Origin of the sequence: Rhodococcus sp. WY5, from assembly GCF_018588185.1 — a bacterium.
GTDB classification, from domain to species: Bacteria; Actinomycetota; Actinomycetes; order Mycobacteriales; family Mycobacteriaceae; genus Rhodococcus_F; species Rhodococcus_F qingshengii.
This window is the reverse complement of the sequence record NZ_JAAMPR010000001.1, coordinates 3,898,228-3,914,545: the sequence shown is the minus strand read 5'-3', so window position 1 is coordinate 3,914,545 and position 16,318 is coordinate 3,898,228. Positions and strand designations below refer to the sequence as shown.

16 protein-coding genes are annotated in these 16,318 nt (G+C 63.1%); 5 read left to right on the top strand and 11 right to left on the bottom strand.

All coding sequences use genetic code 11. The annotated features are described in order from the left end of the window. Positions 1-42: 42 nt before the first annotated feature. The 5 genes from G4D79_RS18255 to G4D79_RS18235 all read right to left on the bottom strand — a co-directional run bounded on the left by G4D79_RS18255 (position 43) and on the right by G4D79_RS18235 (position 3,897). Positions 43-192 carry a hypothetical protein gene (locus tag G4D79_RS18255; RefSeq protein ID WP_007732248.1) on the bottom strand — a complete coding sequence of 50 codons (150 nt, stop codon included), beginning with the start codon at positions 190-192 and terminating at the stop codon, positions 43-45. Then, the gene (gene hisB / locus G4D79_RS18250) at positions 189-803 is read right to left on the bottom strand and encodes an imidazoleglycerol-phosphate dehydratase HisB (protein ID WP_003942383.1); all 615 of its coding nucleotides are present in this window, start codon (positions 801-803) and stop codon (positions 189-191) included. Before hisB ends, G4D79_RS18255 begins: the two co-directional genes overlap by 4 nt. Next, positions 800-1,942 carry a histidinol-phosphate transaminase gene (locus G4D79_RS18245; RefSeq protein WP_064689192.1) on the bottom strand — a complete coding sequence of 381 codons (1,143 nt, stop codon included), beginning with the start codon at positions 1,940-1,942 and terminating at the stop codon, positions 800-802. The genes hisB and G4D79_RS18245 overlap by 4 nt, the downstream gene beginning before the upstream one ends. Then, positions 1,939-3,261 carry a histidinol dehydrogenase gene (gene hisD / locus G4D79_RS18240; protein ID WP_007732254.1) on the bottom strand — a complete coding sequence of 441 codons (1,323 nt, stop codon included), beginning with the start codon at positions 3,259-3,261 and terminating at the stop codon, positions 1,939-1,941. The genes G4D79_RS18245 and hisD overlap by 4 nt, the downstream gene beginning before the upstream one ends. 153 nt (positions 3,262-3,414) lie before the next feature. Continuing rightward, complete coding sequence (locus G4D79_RS18235; protein ID WP_235867877.1) at positions 3,415-3,897, bottom strand: hypothetical protein; 483 nt, start codon at positions 3,895-3,897, stop codon at positions 3,415-3,417. 117 nt (positions 3,898-4,014) lie between these two features. Between G4D79_RS18235 and G4D79_RS18230 the strand changes: the two genes are divergently transcribed. The 3 genes from G4D79_RS18230 to G4D79_RS18220 all read left to right on the top strand — a co-directional run bounded on the left by G4D79_RS18230 (position 4,015) and on the right by G4D79_RS18220 (position 9,174). Continuing rightward, the gene (locus G4D79_RS18230) at positions 4,015-7,284 is read left to right on the top strand and encodes an arabinosyltransferase domain-containing protein (RefSeq protein WP_374223437.1); all 3,270 of its coding nucleotides are present in this window, start codon (positions 4,015-4,017) and stop codon (positions 7,282-7,284) included. 140 nt (positions 7,285-7,424) lie between these two features. After that, positions 7,425-8,678: a glycoside hydrolase family 1 protein gene (locus tag G4D79_RS18225; RefSeq protein WP_082920640.1), complete on the top strand. Its 1,254-nt coding sequence runs from the start codon at positions 7,425-7,427 to the stop codon at positions 8,676-8,678. Positions 8,679-8,724: 46 nt separating this feature from the next. Further along, positions 8,725-9,174 carry a hypothetical protein gene (locus G4D79_RS18220; RefSeq protein WP_064444175.1) on the top strand — a complete coding sequence of 150 codons (450 nt, stop codon included), beginning with the start codon at positions 8,725-8,727 and terminating at the stop codon, positions 9,172-9,174. On the opposite strand, the gene G4D79_RS35260 is transcribed toward G4D79_RS18220, so the two are convergent. Next, on the bottom strand, positions 9,152-9,955 hold the full coding sequence (locus G4D79_RS35260; RefSeq protein ID WP_064444174.1) for a helix-turn-helix domain-containing protein: 804 nt from the start codon (positions 9,953-9,955) through the stop codon (positions 9,152-9,154). The two genes, G4D79_RS18220 and G4D79_RS35260, sit on opposite strands and share 23 nt — an antisense overlap. A 92-nt stretch (positions 9,956-10,047) precedes the next feature. On the opposite strand from G4D79_RS35260, the gene G4D79_RS18210 reads away from it, so the two are divergent. Continuing rightward, complete coding sequence (locus G4D79_RS18210) at positions 10,048-10,851, top strand: sulfite exporter TauE/SafE family protein (RefSeq protein ID WP_223304506.1); 804 nt, start codon at positions 10,048-10,050, stop codon at positions 10,849-10,851. Here G4D79_RS18210 and G4D79_RS18205 read toward each other — a convergent pair. Both G4D79_RS18205 and G4D79_RS18200 read right to left on the bottom strand, forming a co-directional pair. Then, positions 10,848-11,453, bottom strand: coding sequence for a dihydrofolate reductase family protein (locus G4D79_RS18205; protein ID WP_099698136.1), 606 nt, complete (start codon positions 11,451-11,453; stop codon positions 10,848-10,850). The genes G4D79_RS18210 and G4D79_RS18205 overlap by 4 nt on opposite strands. Beyond that, positions 11,447-12,103 (bottom strand): nitroreductase family protein, encoded by a 657-nt coding sequence (locus G4D79_RS18200; RefSeq protein ID WP_003942413.1) that lies wholly within the window; start codon positions 12,101-12,103, stop codon positions 11,447-11,449. Before G4D79_RS18200 ends, G4D79_RS18205 begins: the two co-directional genes overlap by 7 nt. A 110-nt stretch (positions 12,104-12,213) precedes the next feature. Here G4D79_RS18200 and G4D79_RS18195 point away from each other — a divergent pair, with 110 nt between their 5' ends. Beyond that, positions 12,214-12,843 (top strand): LysE family transporter, encoded by a 630-nt coding sequence (locus tag G4D79_RS18195; protein WP_037130153.1) that lies wholly within the window; start codon positions 12,214-12,216, stop codon positions 12,841-12,843. A gap of 21 nt (positions 12,844-12,864) precedes the next feature. Here the strand turns inward: G4D79_RS18195 and G4D79_RS18190 are convergent, their stop codons facing one another. Genes G4D79_RS18190 through G4D79_RS18180 form a run of 3 tightly spaced genes read right to left on the bottom strand, consistent with a single transcriptional unit; the run spans position 12,865 to position 16,261 of the window. Beyond that, positions 12,865-13,536: a DUF1345 domain-containing protein gene (locus tag G4D79_RS18190; RefSeq protein WP_030537075.1), complete on the bottom strand. Its 672-nt coding sequence runs from the start codon at positions 13,534-13,536 to the stop codon at positions 12,865-12,867. Between the two features lie 53 nt (positions 13,537-13,589). Continuing rightward, positions 13,590-14,909, bottom strand: a complete 1,320-nt coding sequence (locus tag G4D79_RS18185) for a lipase family protein (RefSeq protein WP_099698137.1) — start codon at positions 14,907-14,909, stop codon at positions 13,590-13,592. A gap of 20 nt (positions 14,910-14,929) precedes the next feature. After that, positions 14,930-16,261, bottom strand: a complete 1,332-nt coding sequence (locus G4D79_RS18180; RefSeq protein WP_099698138.1) for a cyclopropane-fatty-acyl-phospholipid synthase family protein — start codon at positions 16,259-16,261, stop codon at positions 14,930-14,932. Positions 16,262-16,318 lie beyond the last annotated feature (57 nt).

Here is a 16,318-nt window from a genome sequence, read left to right as displayed (position 1 = left end):
ATGGAACAGGATCTTGCGTCTCAGACACAGTCACTTTTCGCGTCACAGACGCAGTGCGCCCGCTACCGCCGCCAGAACCGCCAACGCCAGAAGGATTCCCGACGCAAGCTTGTTGACCTTGAACATCGAGTAGGCGCCGCCCACGGCAATTCCCGCACCGATGAACAGCAGATAGGTGAAGAGGACGCTCACAGTGTGCCCTTCGTCGACGGCACGCCGCTCACGCGCGGATCCGGCTCGACAGCCTCACGCAGAGCTCGCGCAACGGCCTTGTACTCCGCCTCGGTGATGTGGTGCTGATCGCGGCCGTACAGAACCCGAACGTGCAGTGCAATACGTGCATTCAATGCGATCGACTCGAACACGTGGCGGTTGATCACCGCGTGATACGGAACGCCCGGGTACCCGCCGATGACGGAATGCACCATGTAGTCGGGCTCCCCGGTGTGCACGCAGTAAGGGCGACCGGAGACGTCGACCGACGCGTGCGCCAGCGTTTCGTCCATCGGGATGAAAGCGTCGCCGAAACGACGGATGCCCTTCTTGTCGCCGAGTGCCTGGCCGAGCGCCTGGCCGAAGACGATCGCGGTGTCCTCGACGGTGTGGTGAGCGTCGATCTCGACGTCACCCTTCGCCTTGACGTCGAGATCGAAGCTGGCGTGAGTACCCAACGCGTTGAGCATGTGGTCGAAGAACGGAACGCCGGTGGAGACGTCGACGATGCCGGTCCCGTCCAGATTCAGTTCGACGACGATGCTTGATTCCCGAGTTGTTCGTTCGATCCGCGCGATGCGATCGCTCATGCCGTCTCTCCTGAATTCGTGTCGACCAGCTGGGTGCCTGCGATTTCGTCACTGGCCTTGATGAACGCGTCGTTCTCGGCTTCGAGTCCCACGGTGGCCCGCAGATATCCGGGGATGCCGATGTCGCGGATGAGAACCCCGCGGTCGAGGTATTCCTTCCACGCCTGTGCACTGTCGGTGAACTGACCGAACAAGATGAAGTTCGCGTCACTGGGAATCACTCGGAAACCGGTGTCCGCCAGCGCCTTCGACACTCGATCGCGCTCGGCGGACAAGGCGTGCACACTGCCGAGGGTCTCGTCGGCGTGACGCAGGGCGGCACGTGCCGCCGCTTGCGTGACCACCGAGAGGTGATACGGCAAGCGCACCAACAACAGTGCGTCGATGAACGCGGGAGCTGCGGCGAGGTAGCCGAGTCGGCCACCGGCAAACGCGAAAGCCTTGCTCATGGTGCGGGTCACAACCAGCTTGGCTGGGAACTCCTCGATCAGCGTCATCGCGCTGGGGGCAGCGGAGAACTCCGCGTACGCCTCGTCGACGATCACGATGCCCGGCGCCACGTCGAGGATGCGTCGCAGTTCCGCAATGCCGACGCTGTGTCCGGTCGGGTTGTTGGGGCTGGTCACGAACACGACGTCGGGTCGACGTTCCGCGATCACGGTGACGGCAGCATCCACGTCGAGTGCGAAGTCGTCCCGACGGAAGACCTCGACCCACTCGGTATCGGTACCGTCGGCGATGATCGGGTGCATCGAGTACGAAGGCACAAAACCCATCGCGCTACGTCCCGGACCTGCGAACGCCTGAAGAAGTTGCTGCAGAATCTCGTTCGATCCGTTTGCCGCCCACAGATTGTCGACGGTGACCGGTACACCTGTCTGCTTCGCCAGGTACGCCGCCAGATCCGTCCGCAATGCGACAGCGTCACGGTCGGGGTAGCGGTGCAGTTCCTTCGCGGCTTCGCGCACGGATTCGGCCACATCGTCGATGAGCGCCTGGGTCGGCGGATGCGGGTTCTCGTTCGTGTTGAGCTGAACCGGAACCGTCAACTGCGGTGCGCCGTACGCCGACTTTCCACGCAGGTTCTCGCGAATCGGAAGGGCGTCGACCGAAATCGACTCTCCAGGAGCACTACTCATCGCAGAGCCTCGAATCGCAGACGCACAGCCTCGCCGTGAGCCGGCAGGTCCTCCGCATTGGCCAGCGTGATGACGTGTCCGGCAACGTCTTTCAGTGCAGACTCGGAGTAGTCGATCACGTGGATTCCACGAAGGAACGTCTGCACACTCAGACCGGAGGAGTGGCGTGCACACCCGGCCGTCGGCAGAACGTGGTTGGAGCCGGCGCAGTAGTCGCCGAGACTGACCGGCGCCCACGGGCCGACGAACACGGCACCAGCGCTGGTGACCTGAGCTGCCACCCCCGTTGCATCCTCGGTCTGGATCTCGAGGTGCTCTGCCGCATACGCATTGACGACGCGCAGACCAGCGGAAACATCAGAAACGAGCACCGTGCCCGACTGGCTGCCGGTCAGTGCCGTGGTGACGCGCTCGCGATGCTTGGTGATCTCGAGCTGCGCAGCCAGAGCCTTGTCGACCGCGTCGGCCAAGTCGACGCTGGTCGTGACAAGAACGCTGGCGGCCATCACGTCGTGCTCGGCCTGGCTGATGAGGTCGGCGGCAACGTGGACCGGGTCAGCGGTGTGGTCGGCGAGGATCGCGATCTCGGTGGGGCCGGCTTCTGCGTCGATGCCGACCAGTCCGCGGCACAGACGCTTGGCGGCAGTGACGTAGATGTTGCCGGGACCGGTGATGAGGTCGACCGGGACAAGCTCGGTTCCATCGGTGTCGGTTCCGCCGTAGGTAAGGAGGGCGACGCCCTGTCCGCCGCCGACGGCCCACACCTCGTCGACGCCGAGCATGGCTGCTGCGGCAAGGATGGTCGGGTGCGGCAATCCGCCGAAGTCGGCTTGGGGCGGCGAGGCGACAACAAGCGATCCGACGCCGGCCGTCTGAGCCGGCACGACGTTCATGACAACGCTGGACGGGTACACGGCATTGCCGCCGGGCACGTACAGCCCGACGCGCTCGACCGGAACCCAACGCTCGGTGACCGTGCCACCCGGAACGACCTCGGTGACGGTGTCCTTGCGACGCTGATCGGCGTGCACCTTGCGGGTGCGCTCGATCGCAACCTCGAGGGCTTCCTTGACTGCGGGGTCGAGTTCACGAAGTGCGCGCTCGAGCTCGGCTGCTGGTACACGAACCGAAGCCGGACGAACGCCGTCGAACTTCTCGCCGAACTCGAGGGCGGCTTCTGCCCCGCGATCACGGACGGCTTCGACCATCGGGCGAACCTGATGCAGTACCGCGTCCACATCCACTCCACCTCGGGGAAGCGCGGCGCGAAGTTCGGCCGTGGATGGGGTACGACCACGCAGGTCGGTGCGGGCAAGCATGAGAGTTCCTCTCGTACGCAAACGGGGTGCCTGTGCAAGCGGCAGCAAACCGGTCCGGCATCACAGGCCCTGAACAGCGCGCCTGAAACACAGAACTGATGTCAATTATCCAGGATAGGCGCACCCCGTTTTTCACCGGTCCACCTGCAACGCTCACTGCAGGTCCGGCGCCCGCCGCCGGGCGAGTTCGATCAGCTCGTCCCTTCGAGGTGTTGCCACCGAGATTTCACGGCCGTCATGCAGACGAAAGCGGACCCCGTCGCCGGGAGATGCGAGAATTACCCGCAAACCTGGGCCGGTCATTCGATAACCGATTCCGGAGCCCATCCCGATATGTACTGCAGTGGCAGACACAACTTCGTCCCACCGAAATACCTGACGCAGCCCCGGAGACAGCGCGATCGACACTCGTTCGACGTCTGTGGTGATGATCACGCGCACCTTCCACATGTACGCGGCCAACCCGAAGGACAGGACCGTGGACAACACGGCGCCGACGTAGCCCGCCGAGTCGCGATCCACGATTGCCGCGAACCCGCAGACAATTACCAGGACAATTCCGAGGACGACGCACAATGCGACCGCCGACCGCCGCAGTAGTGGGCTCAGGGGAATGGACTCGTGAAATTCGCGCACAGCACCCCCGCCTCGATCGCCGACAACCCCACCCCGAGGAATGACACCGGGAACACGACCATCCCATTACTCGCGCTTTTATAACAAACACGTCACGCACAGCTAGGGTCCAAAGTCGTGACAGACAGTGACGTGGCCACGACCGCACCTCCGGCCTTGCCGACCCCTCAGCGATCCAGCGGACCGAACCGAGCACGGATCGTTGCGATTGTCGCATCGATCCTCGGCATAGTTTTGTGCGGATCAGTGCCGTTCCTGCCGATCGAGCAGGACACCGCCGCCGTCAACTGGCCGCAGGCCGGGTCGACGACAAGCGTCGAGGCGCCATTGGTCTCGTACACACCGTTGCGCATGGAGTCATCGATTCCGTGCGCGTCGATCAGTGAGTTGGCTGCCACCGGCGGAACGCTCGTCTCGACTGCTCCCCCGGGTGCCGCCGATGCGCGCCGCTACGGATTTGTTGCCACTGTCTCCCCCGAATCCGCCGACGCTCCCGCTCGGGTCGACGTTGTCCTACGCGATCGAGTGTTGCTCTCGACACCCGTCGCTGATCTGCCGAGTGGATGCGCACTCACGCTCGCCGCCGAGCCGACCCGAACCACCTTCAGTGCCACCGGTTCCGAACCGCGCGTCATCGAGGGCGACAGCCGGCCACAGGTAGTCGGCGTCTTCAGCGACCTCGATTCGGCGGCAGCCGGTTTGAACGTCTCGATCGAGGCGGACTCTCGCTTCACGTCGAGCCCGTCGGTGATCAAGACTCTCGCCATGATTCTCGGGGCACTCACGGCTGTCGTGTCCCTCTTCGCGCTGCACCGCCTCGACAACCGCGACGGCCGGGGCACACGCAAATTTCTGCCCGCCCGATGGTGGAAGTTCACCGTCCTCGACGGCGTCGTCGTCGGAACTCTGGTGCTGTGGCACTTCATCGGCGCTACCACCACCGACGACGGCTACCAGTTCACGATGGCAAGAGCCTCCGAGCAATCGGGCTACATGTCCAACTACTTCCGGTGGTTCGCGGTCCCCGAAACCCCGTTCGGAACGCCGTATTACAACATCCTCGGACTCCTGGCCCACGTCAGCACCGCAAGCCCCTGGGTCCGTCTGCCTGCTCTGTTGGCAGGCATCATCACCTGGCTCGTCATCAGCCGGGAGGTTGCGCCTCGGCTGGGCGCCGCCATTCGCGGAAATCGACTCGCCCTCTGGACCGGCGCGCTTGTCTTCCTCGCATTCTGGCTTCCGTTCAACAACGGACTGCGCCCCGAACCGATCGTTGCCCTCGGCGTGCTGCTGACCTGGTGCTCGATCGAACGCGCCGTCGCGACGAGACGACTTCTGCCGGTCGCAGTCGCGATCCTGATCGCCGGATTCACCTTGACTGCCGGCCCTTCCGGCCTCATCTGCTTTGCCGCACTCATCGCCGGAATACGCCCGATCATGCGCATCATCATCGAACGTGCGCGCACCACCGGTTACGTCGCGGCTGTCGGGCCACTGCTAGCTGCCGGACTCTCGATTCTCATCCCCGCGTTCGGCGATCAAAGTCTGGCCGCCGTCATCGAGATGCAACGCGTGCACTCGATCTCACCGAATCAGCCCTGGTTCGACGAGTACCTCCGCTATCAGTACCTCTTCAACATCTCCGTCGACGGTTCCCTGACTCGCAGATTCGGTGTGTTCGTCATGGTTCTGTGCCTTGGCGTCTGCACCGCGATGATGCTGCGCAAGGGGGGCCGGATTCCCGGTTTGGCCGCTGGCCCGTCACGCCGCGTCGTGGGGCTGACGATCGGCGCACTGCCACTGCTGATGTTCTCGCCGACCAAGTGGACGCACCACTTCGGAATCTTTGCCGGACTCACCGCCGTTCTGGCGATGATGACGGCCGTCGCCGTGGGAACAAAACTCCTGCGCTCGCCGCGCAATCGGGCCCTCTTCGCGGCGGCCGTCCTGTTCCTCCTCGCGGTGGCATTCACCGGCAGCAACAGCTACTACTACGTGTCCAGCTACAGCGTTCCGTGGTGGGACAAGCCTGTGTCCATCAGCGGACTCGGCGCGAGCACCGTCCTCCTCGGGCTGACGGTGCTGATGCTCGGCGTCGCCGCGTGGTACTTCTTCCGTGAGCCGTACACCGCGGGGAAGGAACCGTCCGCGAAGCACGCTCGACTGCTTGCCATCTCGCCACTGACGGTTGCCGCAGGTGCCATGGTCCTCTTCGAGTTGCTGTCCATGGCCAAGGGCGCGGTCACCCAGTACCCGGCCTATTCGGTGGGCCGTGCAAACGTCGACGCCGTTCTCGGCCAACACTGCGGACTCGCCAACGACGTTCTGCTCGAGACCGATCCGAACGCCTCGATGCTGACGCCCCTCTCGGGCAGCGTCGCCACAGGACTGTCCGCCGGTGGGGCTACGGGATTCGATCCGAATGGCGTCGCCTCCGACCTTCGAGCAGACAAGGAAGCCACGGCTACCGGCGGCGCGAACACCGTCGACACCTCCGAGGACACCGCAGGCAACTCGGCCGGAACCGGCGGTGGCGCCGGACAGACCGGAGTCAACGGCAGTTCGGTCGCGTTGCCGTTCGGTCTCGACCCGGCGACAACACCCGTCATGGGTAGTTACGGTCAGCCCTCCCCCGGCACTCTGACCAGTGACTGGTACCAACTCCCCGACGTGGGCGAGAACGCCACACGTGGCGACATCATCTCGATTGCCGCGGCTGGTCGTGTTCGGTCCGTCGACAAGGACGGAATCGTCACCTACGGCCAGAACGTCGAGGTCGAGTACGGCACAGCGCGTGGCGTCGACGATGCCGAAACAGACGCTGTCGAAACACTCGGAAAGATCGCGCCCCTCGACATCGGCCCGGCGCCGTCATGGCGGAACCTGCGTGTGCCGTTGGATCAGATTCCCGTCGAAGCCAACAGCATTCGACTGGTCGTCAGCGACTACGACAGCAAGCCCGACCAATGGGTGGCCGTCACCCCGCCGCGGGTTCCGAAGACCCAGAAGCTCAACGACGTCGTCGGTTCACAGGCGCCCGTCATGCTGGATTGGGCTGTCGGACTGGCATTCCCATGCCAACGCCCCTTCGATCATCGGGTCGGTGTCGCCGAGGTCCCCGAGTATCGGATCCTTCCCGACCATTCCGGCGCGCTCGTGACCAGTGCCTGGCAGGACCACTACGGTGGTGGACCGTTGGGGTGGATCGATCTGCTCCTGACCGCTCAGACCATTCCGTCGTATCTCGACAACGACTGGGCTCGCGACTGGGGTTCGATCGAGAAGTACACACCGATCGATCCGAGTGCAGTACCTGCCCAGGTCGACGAAACGACCGTTCAGCGCTCCGGGACGTGGAACCCGGGATCGATGACCATGGTTTTCTGAGCGGAATTTCTGAGCGGCTGGGTCACTGAGTGACACGGTCCTGCCGCGGGCGGATCGGACGAAACGCCTGCGACTGGACACTTGTATGACTTAGTCTCCCAGGCATGGGAGCCCTGTCACGGTCTATTGCGCCTGCGCTGATGGCACTGACGTGCCTGTTCGGGGTGCTGGCCCTTCCCGCTCACGCCTCGGCTGAGGTACCGGATGACTTCCTCTGGGGCGTTGCCACCTCCGGGTTCCAATCGGAAGGTTCGTCGCCGGACAGCAACTGGTCTCGATACTCCGATTCCGGACGAACCCACGACAAGATCGGTGACTCGGTCGACTTCCGTCATCGCTACGCCGAGGACATCGACCGGGCGGCCGATCTGGGATCGAAGGTTTTCCGATTCGGCGTCGAGTGGGCGCGAGTTCAGCCCGCCGCCGGGAGCTGGAACGAGACCGAATTCGCCTACTACGACGACGTGGTAGCTCACATCCGCGCGCGGGGCATGACTCCGATGATCACACTCGACCACTGGGTGTATCCGGGATGGGTTGTCGATCAAGGCGGCTGGACAAATCCGAAGACGGAAGCCGATTGGCTCGTCAACGCAGAGAAGGTAGTCGAGCGGTACTCCGGAATCGGGGCGCTCTGGATCACGATCAACGAGCCGACTGTGTACGTTCAGCGCGAATTGACCTACGGCGGAATCGCACTCACCCAGGCGCCGTCGATGTTCGACTCATTGGTCCGAGTCCACCGGGCGATCTACGACCGCATCCATGTTCTCGATCCCGGTGCCCGCGTAAGCAGTAATTTCTCCTTCATTCCCGGCGTGTCCGAGGCGATCGATTCGGTATTCACGGATCGAGTGCGCGACAAGCTCGACTTTCTCGGCATCGACTACTACTACGGTGTGGCCCTGAACAATCCGACTGCCGCGTACGCCGCACTCGACGAGTTCTACAACGTCACGCCGCAGCCCGAAGGCCTGTACGACGCATTGATGCGGTACTCGGGCAAGTACCCGGAACTCCCCCTCTACATCGTCGAGAACGGCATGCCCACCGACAACGGAGCGCCGCGCGCCGACGGATACACACGCGCGAATCACTTACGCGATCACATCTATTGGATGGAACGCGCCCGAGAAGACGGTGCCGACGTGATCGGCTACAACTACTGGTCCATCACCGACAACTACGAATGGGGTTCGTACCGACCTCGATTCGGCCTCTACACGGTCGATGTTCTCGGCGATCCCACTGCGGCGCGAATCCCGACCGACGGCGTCGACGCCTACCGCCGGATCATTCACGAGAACGGCGTCGGGGCCGACTACGTGCCCGTCATGGCCCCGGCTTTCTGCTCGCTCGTCGATCCTCCCCGCAGCTGTACGGCTACTCGATGAGGGCCGTTTTCCGAAATTCCTCCACTCCTCGTCGTTAGGATGTCCCATGCGAACACTGCGAAATATCGCCGGAACTGCCGCTGCCACCGCTGTCCTGATCCTGGTTGCCGGAGGCGCTGCGACGGCAGCCCCGAACCCGGCCGATTCACCCCGCGAGGCGCAAGCACGCGCCTACATCGACGCCCTCGTCTCCCATGACGTCTCCGATGTTCATTTCGCCCCGGATGCGACCCGCGTCGAAGCCGGACTCAAGACGGGGTTCTCCGGACCACAGATGTCCGCCGACCTCGAACACGGCATCCAATACCGCGTTATCCAGGGCGTCCGAGACCTCGAGATGTCAGAGGCCGGGGACATCGTCTCGACCACCTACCTGCTGGACGCGGGAATCGGCGGCACTCGCCTCATGACCGTGGAGATTCGTGAAACCTTCGAAGTCCGTGACGGTCTCATCCACGACGTCGTCGCCGACATCATCCCGGTGTCTGTGTCGTGACGCGCGCCCGATAGCTACTGGGCGGTGCACCCGAGACTCGGGTGCACATCGCCGCGAAGGCAGCCGGCGTCGAGTATCCGAGTTCAGACGCAACGGCCGTCACACTGGCCCCGGCAGAAAGTTTCGGAAGCGCGTGAAGAATGCAGGCACGCTGCATCCACGACGACGCGCTCATCCCCGTTTCCGAGATCAGCAAGCGGTGCAGTGTCCGTTCACTGACGTGGAGTCGGTCAGCCCACCGCGTGGGCGAGTCATGGATCGACGGGGCTGCGAGATACTGCGCGCACAACGCCCGCAATCCCGGGTGCCGAGGCAGCGGGAGTTCCACAGGTAGGGGCGCAAGATCGCGAAGTTCGTGCAGGATCAGCTGAAATACCGCGGCGCTGCGTCCGTGTGCGGGTAAGTCGTCCTCCACATTCAGCTCGACATCCATGTCGACTGCAGCGACAAGTAACTCACGCAGGAGCGACGATACTGCGACGACTCGGCACCTGACCGGGAACCACGGCGCTGCGGACGGTTCGATGTAGAGGCTTCGCGTGCTGACGCCGTCCATTGTCACGGCATGAGCGACACCGGCGGGAATCATGACCGCATTGGACGGCAGAACCGTCCACTCACCGTCTTCGGTTTCGACGTTCATCGCACCGTTCACAGCGAAGAGAAACTGGGCTCGTCGATGTTCGTGGGCGGCCAGCACGTGACCGGGTGGGTAGTCGGTTCCGATTGCGAGAACACCGCGGGGTGAGTGATCGACGTCGTTGATCGAGATGTTGCGCACCGGAGGAACCTACCGAGTCTGTGTCCGATTCACAATGGAACGTGGCGAACCTTCGAATGTGCGCCAACGGAGAAATCGCTAACGTTCATCAAGTGCTTCACTACTCCCTCATCCTGCTCGCTTTCGGCGCCTTGACCGGAGTCACCACCGTTCTTTTCGGATTCGGTGGCGGGTTCGTCACTGTCCCAGTCGTTTACGCTGCATCGACGCTGCGGCCGGACGTCATCGATCCGATGCATGTCGCCGTAGCATCCTCGGCGGCCGTGATGGTGGTCAATTCACTCGGTGCCACAGTCGCATTCAGGAAGTCAGGACGGCTACGGACGGAGTACATCAGACCTCTGATCGGTCCCGTCGCACTCGGAGCCGGGCTCGGAGCGGTTGCGGCGGGCCACGTAGACGACGGCGTCGTCCGGATTCTGTTTGTGCTCTACCTGCTGGTGACAATCCTGGACAGTCTTCTGCGACAAGGGTTTCTGACACCATCTGAACCTCGCGAACATCTTGACCGTCACGGCGTCCGCGCTGTCGGGATAGGCATCGGTGCCGTCGCAAGTTTCCTCGGAGTCGGCGGGAGCGTCATGACGGTTCCGATGATGCGACGCGGCGGAGTTCCGATGGCCGACGCCGCCGCGAGCGCCAACCCGTTGAGCTTGCCTGTCGCCGTCGTCGCGACTGCGGTGTATGCGGTCTCATCAGGGCACAGTTCAGCCTCGGATCTGTCGGCGGGCAGAGTCGGCGCTGTCGACCTTCTGGCCGTCTGTGCACTACTCGCCGGTTCCCTACCGGCGATCGCGCTGAGCCGACGAATCGTCGGTGCCATACCGGACCGAGTCCATGCCGCCGCCTACATCGCTCTACTCGGCGTCGTCACGGCAGTGATGGTGATTGCTTAGCGAACGGCGTATCGCAGATAGATGACGCCGCCGTCGAAGGTTTTCTCCTCGAGCAGTTGCAGATCAAGCCGGCTTTCCGGGAGAGCTCGCAATCCGCCACCGATATTGACCGGACACAGGAACAGTCTGACTTCATCGACCAAACCCGCCGCGAAAGCACTAACCGCAACCGTCGGTCCACCGATCGAGATATCTTGTACCGCTTCACTCTCGAGCAAACGGATGAAGTCTTCATCGAAGCTCGGGACAATCCTGGTACGTGCGGTCGACACCTCGTTCAGCGTCGTGGAGTACACGATCTTGTCGATTCCACGCCAGATCTGAGCGAACTCGGCGGTCGCCGCCTCGATACCGGCAAACTCGCCCGGAGCCGAAGGTCCTCCTGCCACCGAAGAACGCTCGAGATCCTCGGACGCCATTGTTTCCCAGGGAATCATCGTCTCGTACATCCGGCGCCCGAGCAGGTACGTGCCGACTCCCCTCACTAGCTCGTTGACGAACGCGTGGACCTGCGCGTCGGGAACCGCCCAGTCGAAGTTCCCCTGCTCATCGGCCACATACCCGTCGATCGAGCAGATCGCCGAGTAGATCAGGCTCACCATCGGTCCACGTGCAGCACGTTGTCGACCGGTTCACGGGCGGCGGGTTTGAACGTCTCGCCGGTGAAGTACGCCGTCGGGATGAGCGCAGCCTGATGGAATCCGGCCGGAATGCCCAGCAGCTCGGCAACTTCCGCTTCACGCTGCAAATGCAATGTCGTCCACGCCGTACCGAGCCCACGTGCCCGCGCGGCCAGCGCGTAACTCCACGCAGCCGGGAGTAGCGAACCCCACAGGCCGGCTTGGTTCCCCTCCGGCAGCGTCTTGCCCGCCTTGATACACGGAATGAGAAGGACCGGCACCTCACCCATGTGCTCACCGAGCCACGCGACGCTGGTGCCCACGCGTTGTTGAATCGGCGCGCGATCGGGATCATCGGCGAAGAGTTTTGCCGCCGAACCGTGAGAGGCAAGGTACTCGTCGGTGACTTCCTTGTAGATCTGCCCGACTGCTGCACGCAGTGCCGGATCGGTCACCACCATCCACTGCCAGCCCTGGCGATTCGAACCGGAGGGCGCTTGCAGGGCGATCTGGAGGCATTCCTTCACCAGGTCCAACGGCACGGGACGGGTCAGATCCAGACGCTTTCGAACGGTCCGCGTTGTGGTCAGCAATTCGTCGGGTGTCAGGTCCAGTACGGGATACGACGTCATCTCCCGATCATTGCACTGTCGCGAGCAGTGAGCAGGACTGTCCGTCTACACTTTTCTGATCCCGTGCGTGCTCGTTGTCGGGAGTATTTCCCGATCAAAGGACTTTCGACATGAGTTGGCACGTCTGGTTGGCGTTCTTCGGAGCAAGTTGGGTGATCAGCCTGTCGCCGGGGGCCGGCGCCATTGCGTCGATGTCGTCGGGACTTGCCTACGGCTTGCGACGCGGATACTGGAACATCTTCGGGCTGCAGTTGGGATTGTTGCTGCAGATCGGAATTGTCGCGGCGGGGGTCGGTGCAATTCTCGCCAGTTCGACCGTGGCCTTTTCCTTGATCAAGTGGTTCGGTGTCGCATACCTCGTCTACCTGGGGATCAGGCAGTGGCGATCGGCGCCCACCGAGGTGGAGACCGACGAGGCAGCCGCGAGCAGCTCCGGTCCGATGATGATGCTTCGCGGATTTCTCGTGAACGCGAGCAATCCGAAGGCCGTCGTTTTCATGCTCGCAGTGCTCCCGCAGTTCCTGGACCCGTCGGCCCCGCTGCTGCCGCAGTATCTGATCATCGCCGCCACGATGTGCGCAGTCGACGTGATCGTGATGACCGGATACACCGGCCTGGCCGCCCGGGTGCTCACCTTGATGCGCTCCCCCAAACAGCAGCGAACCACCAATCGAGTGTTCGCCGGTCTGTTCTTCGGAGCCGCCGGCTTCCTCTCGAGCATCGGGCGTGCAGCGGCTTGATCGGTCACACGGCTCGAGAGATCACAGGCCCGCAATCAAGTTGACGACGGACGCCACGATCACCGAACCGAACAGGTACGACAGCAATGCGTGGCCGAGTGCCATCGCGCGCATGTCCGACGACTTCAAGTTGGTGTCGGAAATCGCGAAGCTCATCCCGACCGTGTACGCCACGTAGGCGAAATCGCTGTACCTCGGCGGTTCTTCCTGATTGAAATCGATTCCGCCGTCGGGGCCGGAGTAGTACAGCCGTGCATATCCGAGGGCGAAGAGCGTGTGGACCGCCAGCCACGAGATCACGACGCTGCCGACTGCAACCGATGCCGCCACTACTTGGTAGTGATGTCCGTCGGGTGCCGCCAGGAGCAAGAACGCGATACCGACCAGGCTCGCGACGGCGGCACCGAGAATCAGCAGGTGCGCGACGTTTCGGGCCGGCTCTTCGCGCGTTGCGTGGCTTGCGGTGAGCGTCGCGTCGAAGGGCCAGACCAGAATCCACGTCCACACCGTGAACACCATCGCCGCCACATCCCAGCCGATCAGAAACGCGAATCGGGGATAGCCGACCAACGCCGTGACGACACCGGCGGCCACACCGAGCAGCAGACCCGTCGACACTCTCAGCGCCGGCCCGGCACCCAGGGCGCTCCGTGGAACCGGGTTGATCGGAAGGTCGTGCGGTCGATCGTTCACGGGCTCAGTCAACCACTGTTAGAAGTGAGACGGTGGTTACGTGACACGGCGACTCAGGCGTTGCACGCACCGACTATCGGCTTGCCGTTGAATCTGTCCAGCACGTACTGCAATCCGACGCCGAAATCCGCTACGGCCGGCGCGAGGTGGTTGTTGCCGCTCCCCGGATTCACCGCAGGCAGGGTGTCGGTGAACAACGTCGCCTCGGCCCCGCGCGCGCACCAGTCCTGAACCAGGCGCTGGGTTTGCTCGTACGGGATGAAATCGTCGTTGAGCGCTCCGTTGACCAGAATCGGCGAGGCCGGGGTTCGCCACCCGATGCGTTGTTCCTCGATCACCTGTTGGATCTCCGGTACCGATTCCACCACGTCGGCGAGTGGTCGTCCGTCTGTGGTCCACGACGCCGTCGACTGCTTCCCGTACTTGGTTCGGGAATCGATGAGGCATTGCCCGGCGACGTCGGCGAGCACGGACCGGCCGTAGTCGTTGAGTCGAGATTCGATCGGCTCTCGGGCGGCGGGATAGCGGTCGAGGACGCCGTTGATCGTGTAACCGATCGCGGCCATCAGGCCGGTACCGTCGATATGACGCAGAACGCTTGCCAGGTCTGCCGGGGGCGCGCTCGCGTAACTCCCGACCAGATTCAACTCAGGCGCGTATTCGGGTGCCAGTTCGGTTGCAGCGGCAGTGGCGCCGCCGCCCTGCGAATGGCCCCACAGCGCTATCGGATCGTCCTCTCCTGCCCGCGCGAGGGCTCGGGCAGCGCGCGCACCGTCCAACATCGCATGGGCTTCCTCGGCGCGATTGACGTAGGTATGAACGCCGGGTGTTCCGAGTCCGATGTAGTCGGTGACGAATACACGAACGCCCTGGGTGAGGAAAGCGAAAGCAAAAGCTGACTCGTAGTTGACACCGACACTGTCCACACCGGCACCGTAGTTCGACGGATTCCCGGGTTCCGCCAGGCGGAGCTGACCGGCAGTGGGAAACATCCTCGACGGCGCGCACTGATCACCTTGGCCCTGCGTACCCGGACCGATCACCACCGTCGGGCGGGGGCCCGCTCCTGACCACGGGGCAGCCGGCTCCAGGTACGAGCCCGACACAGCAACCTTGGATCCGTGGGTGTCGGTACTCGAATACAGGATCCGGGTCCCCACACCAGGCACTCCGCCGACGGCACCGGCCAGAGCCAGCGGTTCCGTCCGAATCACCGAACCCGGATCACCGACGTCGCCCGGAATCGCATCGTAGAAATCGTTCACAGGTTCGGCGTTCGACATCGGTGTGAACAGCAGCGAGGTCGGCAACAGCGCTGATACCGCAACGGCCGTAACCTTCAGTGCCGCGAGGACAACCTTCCGGGTGCTCATGGAAATCCAACGTATAGGCCTCAGTCGACGCGCGGACCGGTTTCGATCTGCGGGACTTCAATCGATCGATACCAACTGTCACGCGAGCGGGCCATGCCGCTGGCCCCCCGATCCCCTGGTTTCACGGCCAGAACCTGATGAATCGTAAGCCTGTGCGGCTCCTCGAAACCCAGGGCACTGGCAGCGAGATACAGCAACCAGGTACGCACCCGGGGAGCACCGACCTGTAAGACCGATGCGTCCCAGTTCTCGCGAAGGTTCTGCACCCACGCGCGCAGTGTCAGTGCGTAATGCTCGCGCAACGCTTCGCTGTCACGCGTCTCGAAACCCGAAAGTTCCAGCGCATCAATGGTTTTACTCAAAGGAAGGATCTCACCGTCCGGGAAGATGTACCTGTCGATGAAGCTGGGACCGTCATCGACGTTGTCCGACAACGACTTCACCGCGGCGATGGCATGATTGAGCAGACGACCCTGCTGCACGAGCAGGTCGTAGAGTTTTGCCGTGTACACCGGCAAATTGACCAGGCCCACGTGCTCGGACATGCCGATGCTCGAAATCGCGTCGTAAGGGCCATCGTCGACGTCGCGGTAGTCCTGCACCCGAATCTCGATGCGATCGGTCAAACCCGCGTCAGCAACTCGCCCCTTGGCGTATTCGACCTGCTCGTTGCTCAGCGAGACTCCGACGACGTCGACGCCGTAGTTCTGGGCGGCGTGTAATGCCATCGATCCCCAACCGCAGCCGACGTCGAGCAGTCGCATTCCCGGCTTCAGATCGAGCTTGCGGCAAATCAAGTCCAGCTTCGCGTACTGAGCAGCTTCGAGGGATTCGACACCTTCCGGCCAGTATCCGCACGAATAGACCATGCTCGGCCCGAGGAACAGTTCGTAGAAGCGATTCCCGACGTCGTAGTGATGGGAGACAGTCGCCGAATCGCGTGATCTACTGTGCCGCTTGCCTCGCTTACTACGCATCTCGATCGCCGGGGGTGACGGTGGTGGACCCACCGCTCCCAAGCCGGCGAAAGTACCGGCGGCGCGAACAATCGAGCGCAGCGGCAACGTCGACAAACGATTCTCACCGAGCCGCGTGACCAGTTCCGGAACGTCGAGGAGCGCGAAGATATCGCCGTCTACGTCCAGATCGCCGGAAACGTACGCCCTCGCCAGCCCTAATTCGTTGGGAGAGTAGAGGACCCGCCGTAGGGCACGCCGATTCCGGAAGTGAACCTGCGCAGCGGCGTCCGGTGGCCCTGCCTCCGAACCGTCCCAACATCGCACGCGAACCGGAAGCGGAACCCCGATCACTTCCTCGAACACCGTCAAAATCTTGGCCGCGGCACCAGTCACTGATCAACCCTCCGACAAAAGATGGTTAGCCGATGACAGAAAACTTACGCCCGATTC

What these genes read in the sequence shown, in the direction of transcription:
- hisB (WP_003942383.1), bottom strand. Translation starts at nt 803, where the DNA reads ATGAGCGATCGCATCGCGCGGATCGAACGAACAACTCGGGAATCAAGC.
- G4D79_RS18245 (WP_064689192.1), bottom strand. Translation starts at nt 1,942, where the DNA reads ATGAGTAGTGCTCCTGGAGAGTCGATTTCGGTCGACGCCCTTCCGATT.
- hisD (WP_007732254.1), bottom strand. Translation starts at nt 3,261, where the DNA reads ATGCTTGCCCGCACCGACCTGCGTGGTCGTACCCCATCCACGGCCGAA.
- G4D79_RS18225 (WP_082920640.1), top strand. Translation starts at nt 7,425, where the DNA reads ATGGCACTGACGTGCCTGTTCGGGGTGCTGGCCCTTCCCGCTCACGCC.
- G4D79_RS18220 (WP_064444175.1), top strand. Translation starts at nt 8,725, where the DNA reads ATGCGAACACTGCGAAATATCGCCGGAACTGCCGCTGCCACCGCTGTC.
- G4D79_RS18205 (WP_099698136.1), bottom strand. Translation starts at nt 11,453, where the DNA reads ATGGTGAGCCTGATCTACTCGGCGATCTGCTCGATCGACGGGTATGTG.
- G4D79_RS18200 (WP_003942413.1), bottom strand. Translation starts at nt 12,103, where the DNA reads ATGACGTCGTATCCCGTACTGGACCTGACACCCGACGAATTGCTGACC.
- G4D79_RS18195 (WP_037130153.1), top strand. Translation starts at nt 12,214, where the DNA reads ATGAGTTGGCACGTCTGGTTGGCGTTCTTCGGAGCAAGTTGGGTGATC.
- G4D79_RS18185 (WP_099698137.1), bottom strand. Translation starts at nt 14,909, where the DNA reads ATGAGCACCCGGAAGGTTGTCCTCGCGGCACTGAAGGTTACGGCCGTT.